The 9,543-nt window shown below is 71.5% G+C and carries 7 protein-coding genes; 6 read left to right on the top strand and 1 reads right to left on the bottom strand.

The features are described 5' to 3' along the window. A partial coding sequence (locus ACFW2E_RS32395; protein WP_384471095.1) for a LacI family DNA-binding transcriptional regulator occupies positions 1-995 on the bottom strand: 995 nt, incomplete at its 3' end. 221 nt (positions 996-1,216) lie between these two features. On the opposite strand from ACFW2E_RS32395, the gene ACFW2E_RS32390 reads away from it, so the two are divergent. The 6 genes from ACFW2E_RS32390 to ACFW2E_RS32365 form a co-directional block, all read left to right on the top strand. Then, positions 1,217-2,509, top strand: a complete 1,293-nt coding sequence (locus ACFW2E_RS32390; protein ID WP_384471092.1) for an ABC transporter substrate-binding protein — start codon at positions 1,217-1,219, stop codon at positions 2,507-2,509. A gap of 7 nt (positions 2,510-2,516) precedes the next feature. Further along, positions 2,517-3,413 carry a carbohydrate ABC transporter permease gene (locus tag ACFW2E_RS32385; protein ID WP_384471089.1) on the top strand — a complete coding sequence of 299 codons (897 nt, stop codon included), beginning with the start codon at positions 2,517-2,519 and terminating at the stop codon, positions 3,411-3,413. Beyond that, positions 3,410-4,324: a carbohydrate ABC transporter permease gene (locus ACFW2E_RS32380; RefSeq protein WP_384471086.1), complete on the top strand. Its 915-nt coding sequence runs from the start codon at positions 3,410-3,412 to the stop codon at positions 4,322-4,324. The genes ACFW2E_RS32385 and ACFW2E_RS32380 overlap by 4 nt, the downstream gene beginning before the upstream one ends. Before the next feature lie 29 nt (positions 4,325-4,353). After that, positions 4,354-5,610 (top strand): glycosyl hydrolase, encoded by a 1,257-nt coding sequence (locus tag ACFW2E_RS32375; protein ID WP_384471084.1) that lies wholly within the window; start codon positions 4,354-4,356, stop codon positions 5,608-5,610. After that, positions 5,607-7,643, top strand: a complete 2,037-nt coding sequence (locus tag ACFW2E_RS32370) for an endo-beta-N-acetylglucosaminidase (protein WP_384471081.1) — start codon at positions 5,607-5,609, stop codon at positions 7,641-7,643. Before ACFW2E_RS32375 ends, ACFW2E_RS32370 begins: the two co-directional genes overlap by 4 nt. 31 nt (positions 7,644-7,674) lie before the next feature. After that, positions 7,675-9,543, top strand: a 1,869-nt coding sequence (locus tag ACFW2E_RS32365; protein ID WP_384471078.1) for an alpha-mannosidase, incomplete at its 3' end; no start/stop codon positions are given.

The raw sequence follows: 9,543 nt of genomic DNA, 5'->3' as shown, positions 1-9,543 counted from the left end.
GCGACGCCCTCGGGGCGCCGGCGGCCGCCGCCCACCACCCCCACCAGCTCCCGCGGGGCGGCGGCCCCCCCCCCCCCGCCGCCCCCGCACCGCGCCGACAGCCAGGGCCTGACCATGCGGCACAGTGCCGAGTCCTCCCAGGACACCACGGACACGCCCGCCGGGACCGAGAAGCCGAGTTCGGCGGCGGCGGCGACACCGGCGACGGCCATCACGTCGTTGTCGTAGATGAGGGCCGTCGGGGGAGGGGTGCCCCGCAGGACCCTCCGGGTCACCGCCGCGCCCTCCGCGTCCGAGTAGTCGGTCGTCACCGACTCCACCTCGGTCAGGCCGCGCCGCTCGGCCTCCGCGCGCAGCGTCCGGATCCGGCGCTGGGTGTGGGCGAGGTCCGGCAGTCCGGCGATGTGCACGATCCGGCGGTGGCCCAGAGTGGTCAACTCGTCGACGACGGAGGCCATCGCGCCCGCGTCGTCCGCCCAGACCACCGACAGCCCGGGGTGGCGTTCGTCCGGCGCGCCGCCGATCACCACGGCGGGCAGGCCGAGTTCGTCGAGCAGGCCGGGGCGCGGGTCGTCCGCGCGCGGATCCACGACCAGGACGCCGTCCACCCGGTGCTCGGCCCACCAGCGCCGGTACACCGCGCACTCGTCGGCGACGTCCTCCACCACCTGGAACAGCAGCCCGAGGTGACGCTCCGCCAGCACCTCCTGGATGCCGGAGACGAGTTGCAGGAAGAAGGAGTCCACGCCGAGCGTGTGGGCGGGGCGGGCCAGGACGAAGCCCACCGTGGCCGCGCCTTCCCCGGACAGGGCGCGGGCCGCCGTGCTGGGCCGCCAGCCCAGCTGCTCGGCGACCCGGCGCACCCGGTCGCGGGTGACCTCGGAGACGCCCGGACGGCCGTTGAGCGCGAAGGACACCGCGCTCTCGGAGACGCCGGCGCGCTGGGCGATGTCCTTCATCGTCGGCCGGCGCGCCGGGGATCGCTTGGCTGGCACATCGGCCCCCATTTCTGCGCGGATTCCAGCTAATGCGCTTGAGTGCAAGAACCCTAAAGCGCATTAGTGATCCCTGGCAAGTTTTCATCCACACCTTGTTGACCTGCACTAATGTCGGCCGAATTTCTTTAGCTACGGTCAATCCATTGACTTCTCCGGAAGGCCACGGGCATGGTCGCTGGCGTCCCAGCCGCCGACGCCGCCAAGGGAGCCGTGTCACCGTGCCCACATCACGCAGAGCCTTCACCGCCGCCGCCGTAGCCGCCCTCGTCCTGCCGCTGAGCGCCTGCGGCTCCGGCGGCGACGGGGGCGGACCGGCCGACGCCTCGGGCAAGGTCGAGGGCGACATCACCTTCCAGACCTGGAACCTGCGCGCCAACTTCAAGTCGTACTTCGAGGGCGTCATCGCGGGCTTCGAGGAGAAGTACCCCGGCACCCACGTGAAGTGGATCGACCAGCCCGCCGAGGGATACGCCGACAAGATCAGCGCCGACGCGGCCGGCGGCACGCTGCCCGACGTCGTCAACGTCTCGCCGGACCTCGTCGCCCCGCTCGCCGAGGCGGGCCTCGCCCTCGACCTCGACAAGGCCGCCGCCAAGTACGCACCCGAGTACCTGCCGGATGCGTGGGCGAGCCACCGGATACCGGGAACGAGCGGGACGTACGCCTTCCCCTGGTACCTGAACACCGGCCCGCTCTTCTACAACAAGTCCCTCTTCGAGAAGGCCGGGCTCGACCCGGACCAGCCGCCCAAGACGTACGACGAACTCTTCGCCGACGCCCTGCAGATGGCGAAGCGGAGCGACGGCAAGGTCGCCACCCTCGCCAACGTGCCCACCATCGAGGACTTCGGCCGTTACGGGGTCCAGCTCATGGACAAGAAGGGCACCGGCTTCGCCTTCGACGACGCGAAGGGGGTCGAGCTCCTCACCAAGTACAAGGAGCTGTACGACGCCAAGGCCCTCGACCCGCAGGCCCTGACCGCGACCCCGGAGTCCTCCGGCAGGAAGTTCCTCACCGGGGCCGTCGCCATGAACCCCGGCAGCGCCCTCGACCTCGGCAACTTCAAGAAGCAGGCGCCCGGCCTGTACAAGAACATCGGCATCACCGACCAGATCACCAGCACCGGCCACGTCAACATGTACGTGATGGGCGTGATGGTCAACTCCCGCACCAGGCACACACCCGCGGCGGTCGCCTTCGCGCACTACGTGACCGACGCGCGGAACCAGATGTCCTTCGCCAAGAAGGTCGCCATCTTCCCGAGCACCGCCGGCTCCCTCGACGACCCGTACTTCACCAAGGAGGACGGCACCGACGAGACGCGGGTACGGATCGCCGCCGCCAAGTCCCTGAAGAACGCCGTCAACTACACGCCGGTGCTGTTCAGCGAGCAGATGAAGACCGCGCTGCGCAACGAGGTGGCCAAGGCGCTGCAGGGCAAGGAGAGCCCCGGGACGGCTCTTGACAACGCTGTCAAGGCCTGCGACCGGCTCCTCCGGCAGCAGGGCTGAACCGGGCATGGCGAACCTCACGACGCGGTCCCGGGTGCGGCGCCAACTGCCCACCACTCCCTGGCTGTTCGCCGCCCCGGGACTCCTGATCACGGGTGCCTTCGTCCTCCATCCCTTCGTCTCCACCCTGTACAGCTCCCTCACCGACCGCCGCACCCTGATCCCGGGCCGCTTCGTGGGCCTCGCCAACTACCGCGAGCTGATCCACGACGACATGTTCTGGACCGGGCTGCGCAACAGCTCGCTCTACGTCCTCGGCGTCGTCCCGGCGCTGGTCGTCCTGCCGCTGCTGCTCGCCCTCCTGGTCCGGAAGAACATCCCCGGCATCACCTTCTTCCGGTCCGCCTTCTACACCCCGGTCGTCGCCTCGATCGTCGTGGTCGGCCTCGTCTGGGTGTGGCTGCTCGACGAACGCGGCCTGGTCAACTCCCTGCTGGAGACGGCCGGGATCGGCCGGATCGGCTTCCTCAGCGACCAGTGGCTGCTCCTGCTGAGCGCCATGGCCGTCACGGTCTGGAAAGGCCTCGGCTACTACATGATCATCTATCTGGCCGCGCTGGCGAACGTGCCCCGCGAGCTGCACGAGGCCGCCGCGGTGGACGGCGCGGGCCCGGTGCGCCGCTTCCTCACGGTCACCGTGCCCGCCGTGCGCTCCACCATGGTCCTCGTCGCCGCGCTCTCCTCGGTCGCCGCCTTCAAGGTGTTCTCCGAGGTCTACCTGATGGCGGGCCCGAGCGGCGGCCCGGCGGGCGAGGACACCACCCTCGTCATGCTCGTCCAGCGCACCGGCACCGGCCTGACCGGCCGCGTCGGCTACGCCTCCGCCCTGTCGGTCGTCGTCTTTGCCGTGACGGTCGCGCTGATGCTGCTGGTCCTGCGCGCCGACCGGAAGGAGGGGCCATGAGCGTCCTGGAGAAGGTACGGCCCCGGGGTTCCGTGCGGCCGCCCTCCGCCGTCCGGGAGCCGAAGGTCACCGACGAGCACGGGCGCCGCATCCGTGCCGGGGAGCTCGCCCTGCGCTACACACTGCTGCTCGTCGTGCTCGCGCTCACCGTCGGACCGTTCCTGTGGCAGCTGACGACCTCGCTCAAGGGCCCCACGGATGACATCTTCAGCTCCCCGCCGGAGTTCCTGCCGGGCCGTCCCACCCTGCACAACTACGAGCGGGTCGCCGACACCATCCCCGTCTGGGACTACGCCCTCAACTCCCTGAAGGTCGCCGGCGCCAGCGTCGTCACCAACTGCGTGGGCTCGGCGCTCGCCGGCTACGCCCTCGCCCGGCTGCGGTACCGGGGCCGCGGGGTCACCACCCTGGCCTTCGTCCTGGCGATGCTCGTGCCCGTCGAGGGCATCGTCATAGCCCAGTTCACCACCATGCGCGAACTCGGTCTGAACAACACCCTCCTCGGCGTCGTCCTGCCCGGTTCCATCGGCGCGATGAACGTCCTGCTGATGCGCAACGCCTTTCGCAACCTGCCGTACGAGATCGAGGAGGCGGCCTTCGTCGACGGCGCGAACGCCTGGCAGCGGTTCCTGCGGATCGCCCTGCCCTCGGTGAAGGGGACCCTCGCCGTCGTCGCGATCTTCGCCTTCATGGGCGCCTGGGACGACTTCCTGTGGCCGCTCATCGTGCTCAGCGACCCGTCCCGGTTCACCCTCACCATCGGCCTCAACTATCTGCACGGCACCTTCGCCAACGACGAACGGCTCGTCGCCGCCGGCACGGTCATCGCCGTGGCACCGCTCATCGCCCTCTTCGCCTGCCTCCAGCGGTACTTCTTCCGCGGGGTCGGCGAGGGCGCAGTCAAGGGCTGAACCCCGATCACCGCTCGCAAGGACACCGCATGCCTCCTGCCGTGCGCTTCGGCGTCAACTACACCCCGAGCCAAGGGTGGTTCCACCACTGGCTGGACTTCGACCCGGACTCCGTGCGGGCGGACCTCGACTCCATCGCCGCGCTGGGCCTGGACCACATCCGGGTCTTCCCGCTGTGGCCGTACTTCCAGCCCAACCGCGCGCTGATCCGCCCGCGCGCCGTCGAACAGCTCCGCGCCCTGGTCGACGCGGCCGGCGAACGCGGGCTCGACGTCAACGTGGACGGACTGCAAGGGCACCTGAGCAGTTTCGACTTCCTGCCCGCCTGGACCCGTACCTGGCACCGGCGCAACCTCTTCACCGACCCGGACGTCCTCGACGGGCAGGCCGCCTACCTGCGCACGCTCGCCGACGCCCTCGCCGACCGGCCCAACTTCCTCGGCATGACCGTCGGCAACGAGGTCAACCAGTTCTCGGCGGGACCGCATCCGGACCCCGACCGGGCAAGCCCCCCGCAGATCGAGGCCTGGCTGGAGCGGATGCTGACCGCCTGCGAGGAGGGCGCGCCGGGCAGGCTGCACCTGCACGCCGAGTACGACGCGACCTGGTACCAGGACGACATGCCGTTCACCCCCGCCCAGGCCGCCCGGCGCGGGACCGTCACCGCGGTGCACTCCTGGGTGTTCAACGGCACCGCGCAGCGGCACGGCCCTCTCTCCGTCCCCACGGAGCACCATGGCGCGTACCTGGTCGAACTGAGCAAGGCCTGGGCCGACGACCCGCACCGGCCGGTCTGGCTCCAGGAGGTCGGCGCGCCCGCACCCCTCGTCCCGGCCGAGCACGCCGCCGCGTTCACCCGGGCCACGGTGACCCACGCCCTTGACTGTCCCGACCTGTGGGGCATCACCTGGTGGTGCTCCCACGACGTCTCCCGCTCGCTCGCCGACTTCCCCGAACTCGAATACGGGCTCGGCCTGATGACCAACGACCGGCACCCCAAGGACCTCGCGCACGTGCTGGCGGCCGCGGCCCGCGCACCCCGGGACGCGCCCGCGATCCGCACCACGGCGCTCGTCGTGCCCGCCGACCCGGCCCTCCGTCCCCGGTGCGCCCCCGGCGGACCGGTCTTCGACGCCTTCTTCCGGCTGACCGCCGACGGCGCCCGCCCCACCACCGTCCTGGACACGCGCGCGAACGACACGGAACACCTCACCGCGCGCGGCATCACCGAGGTCCTCGCTCCCGACCAGGTACTCCCCACCCCACAAGGAGGCACTTGCTCGTGAACCCCACCAGACGTACCGTCCTGACAGCCACCGGCGCGCTCGCCCTGGCACCGTCCCCGTCCGCCACGGCCGCCACGAGGGGGCGCCCGGCGGCGACCGCCCCGTTCGCCTCGTACTGGTATCCCGACTCACTCCCGTCGGGGACCCCGGGCACCGGCGTCACCTGGCGCAGCCTGAAGAGCTGGCGGGCCGCCGACGACCCCGACCTCGCCTTCAACGCGGCCACCGTGCCGCTCGCCGCCCGTTTCACCCCCACCCCGGCCAACACGAGCGCCCGCTCGGGGCAGGCCCGGGTCCAGGCGCTGGTCTCCTTCGGGCCCACGTCGAGCAACCCCTCCCAGGGGTCGGCCACCGCCGACTACTACGCCCTCACCCACTGGGCGTACCTCGACGAACTGGTCTTCTGGGGCGGCTCGGCGGGCGAGGGGCTGATCCTCGCCCCGAACGCGCCGGTCGTGGACGCGGCCCACCGGCACGGCGTCCCCGTACTCGGCAACATCTTCCTGCCGCCCGTCGCCTACGGCGGACAGCTCCAGTGGACCCGCGACCTCGTGCAAAAGGACTCCGCCGGGCGCTTTCCGCTGGCGGCACAGCTGGTCGCCGTCGCGGCGGCGTACGGCTTCGACGGGTGGTTCGTGAACGCCGAGACGGGCGGCGGGAACAGTGCGCTGGGCGCCGCGGTGCTCGGCTTCGTACGGGAGCTGAAGTCCCTCGCCGCCGCGCAGGGGCAGCGGGTCACCTGGTACGACGCCATGACCGTGAACGGGTCCGTGAGCTGGCAGGGGGCGCTCAACAGTCAGAACCAGACGTTCTTCCAGGCCGCCGACGACATGTTCGTCGACTTCCGGTGGAGCGCCGGCACGCTCGCCGCCTCGGGGCGCAGGGCCGAGCAACTGGGGCGTGCCCGCTACGAGTTGTGGGCGGGTGTAGACGTCGAGTCGAACGGCTCGAACACCCCCGTGGACTGGGATGCGATCCTGCCGTCGGGCAAGGCGCACGTCGCCTCCATCGGCTTCTACCGCCCCGAGTGGACCCGCAACCACCTTCCGGCCGGGCACACCCCGGGCGACTTCCACGCCGCCGACGACCGGTTCTGGACCGGGCGGTCGCCGGATCCGGCGCGGCCGGACGGGACGGACCCCTGGCGGGCGCCCGCGGTGTCGGTCGCGGACCGGTCGACGGTGTCGGCGATGCCGTTCGCCAGCGTCTTCAACACCGGGCACGGGCTGCGCTGGTACGAGGACGGGGCGGTCACCTCGGACGTGCCGTGGAACCACCTCGGTCTCCAGGACCGGCTGCCGTCCCGCCGGTGGGTGGTGCGGACGGCTGGTGAGCGGCCGACCGTCACCTTCGACTTCGCGGACGCGTGGCGGGGCGGCAGCAGCGTGCTGGTCGAGGGCGAACCGGATCAACCAGCGGTACTGGACCTGTACGCGACACGGCTGCCGATCAGCGCCGACACGGTTGTCGAGCTGACGCATCGCACCGACGCTGGGAGCGTGAACGTCGAGCTCGCCGTCGCCACCGCCGAGCCGAGCGGCGCCGGCGCGACACCCCCGTACACCTGTCTGTCTGTGAACCCGGTCAGCGCCCGCCGCCGAGGGCGGGCTGTGAACCCGGTCAACGGCTGGCAGACCTCGACCGTACGGCTCGCAGGGCTGTCCGGCACCGTGCACGCCATCGGTGTCCGCCTCACCGCCACCGACGGTCCCGTGCGCTGGCGGCTGGGCGGGCTCGCCGTCCGCGACGGCGCCCGGCCGCCCGCCGCCCCCTGCGGAGCGCGGATCACCGCCGCCTCCGGGGGCGATCTGCGCTTCGCCTGGAGCGCCGCTCCCGGCCCCGTACGCCACTACGAACTCCACCGTCTCCTTCCCGACGGCACCCGGCGCTTCCTCGGCGGCACCTGCCAGCGGGCGTACTTCGTCTCCGGACTCCGGCCCGAGCAGGGCGAGCGGGCGGCACGGTTCGAAGTCCGGTCGGTGGGGGAGCTGTACACCGCGTCGGCCCCCGTGACCGTCACGCACACCTGGTGACCACCCTCGACCCAGCAACGGAGCACCCCGCATGCATGACGACCGCAGCCTGGTCGAAGCCCGCCTCAGGCGCGTCCTCGACGAGCGCGTCCGCCCCGCCGTGTACCCCGAATCCGTGCCCCTGGAGGTGGCGGTGTGGCACGCGCCCGGCGAGCCCGTACCCGTCGACGAGGGGCTCGCGGCCGAGCCCGAGCCGATCGAGGTGGGCGCCCGGTGGGGTGCTCCCTGGGGCACCAGCTGGTTCCGGGTGACCGGAACCGTGCCCGAGGCCTGGGCCGGGAAGACCGTCGAGGCCCTGCTCGACCTCGGCTTCGACGAGAACATGCCCGGCTTCCAGTGCGAGGGCCTGGTCTACCGCCCCGACGGCACCCCCGTGAAGGGCCTCAACCCGCGCAACCAGTGGGTCCGCGTGGGAGCGCCCGTCGAGGGGGGCGAGGAGGTACGGCTGCACATCGAGGCCGCCTCCAACCCGGTCATCCTCGACTACCACCCCTTCCGGCCCACACTCCTCGGCGACAGGGAGACCGCGGGCGGCGAACCCCAGTACACGCTCACGCGCATGGACCTCGCGGTCTTCGACGAGACCGTCTGGCAGCTCGTGATCGACCTGGAGGTGCTCGGTGAGCTGATGGCCGAGCTGCCGGTGGAGTCCGCCCGCCGCTGGGACGTCCTGCGCGCGCTGGAGCGGGCGCTGGACGCCATCGACCTGCAGGACGTGGGCGGCTCGGCGGCGCGGGCCCGTTCCTGTCTCACCGGTGTCCTGGCCGCGCCCGCAGTCCCCTCCGCGCACCGCATCAGCGCCGTCGGCCACGCGCACATCGACTCGGCGTGGCTGTGGCCGCTGCGCGAGACGGTCCGCAAGGTGGCCCGTACGACGTCCAACATGACCGCCCTCCTGGAGGACGAACCCGACTTCGTCTTCGCCATGTCGCAGGCCCAGCAGTGGGCGTGGGTGAAGGAGCACCGGCCCGAGGTGTGGGCCCGGGTGAAGAAGGCGGTGGCCGACGGGCGGTTCGTGCCGGCCGGCGGTATGTGGGTGGAGTCGGACACCAACATGCCCGGCTCGGAGGCGATGGCCCGTCAGTTCGTGCACGGCAAGAGGTTCTTCCTCGACGAGTTCGGCATCGAGAACGAAGAGGCCTGGCTGCCCGACACCTTCGGCTTCGCCGCCGGCCTGCCGCAGATCATCAGGGCCGCGGGCGCCAAGTGGCTGCTCACCCAGAAGATCTCCTGGTCCCAGACGAACAAGTTCCCGCACCACACCTTCCTGTGGGAGGGCATCGACGGCACGAGGATCTTCACGCACTTCCCGCCGGTCGACACCTACAACTGCTCCATGCGGGGCGGCGAGATCGCCCACGCGGCCCGCAACTTCAAGGACAAGGGATCCGCCCGTCACTCGCTCGCGCCCACCGGCTGGGGCGACGGGGGCGGCGGCACGACCCGCGAGATGGTCGCCAAGGCGGCCCGCCTGCGTGATCTGGAGGGCTCGGCCACCGTCGTCTGGGAGACACCGGGGCAGTTCTTCGCGAAGGCGGAGGCCGAGTACGCCCACCCGCCGGTCTGGGTGGGGGAGCTCTACCTGGAACTGCACCGCGCCACCCTCACCAGCCAGGCGAGGACCAAGCAGGGCAACCGCCGCAGCGAACACCTCCTGCGCGAGGCCGAACTGTGGGCCGCCACGGCCGCCGTGCGTACCGGATTCCCTTATCCCTACGAGGAGTTGGACCGAATCTGGAAGACGGTCCTGCTGCACCAGTTCCACGACATCCTGCCCGGTTCCTCGATCGCCTGGGTGCACCGCGAGGCCCGCGCCACCTACGACCGCCTCGCCGCGGAGCTGGAGGCGATCACCGGCTCGGCCCAGCGGGCCCTGGCCGGCGAGGGCACGGTGCCCCTC

Origin of the sequence: Streptomyces sp. NPDC058964 (assembly GCF_042741275.1) — a bacterium.
GTDB lineage: Bacteria > Actinomycetota > Actinomycetes > Streptomycetales > Streptomycetaceae > Streptomyces.
This window is presented reverse-complemented; position numbering and strand designations above follow the sequence as displayed.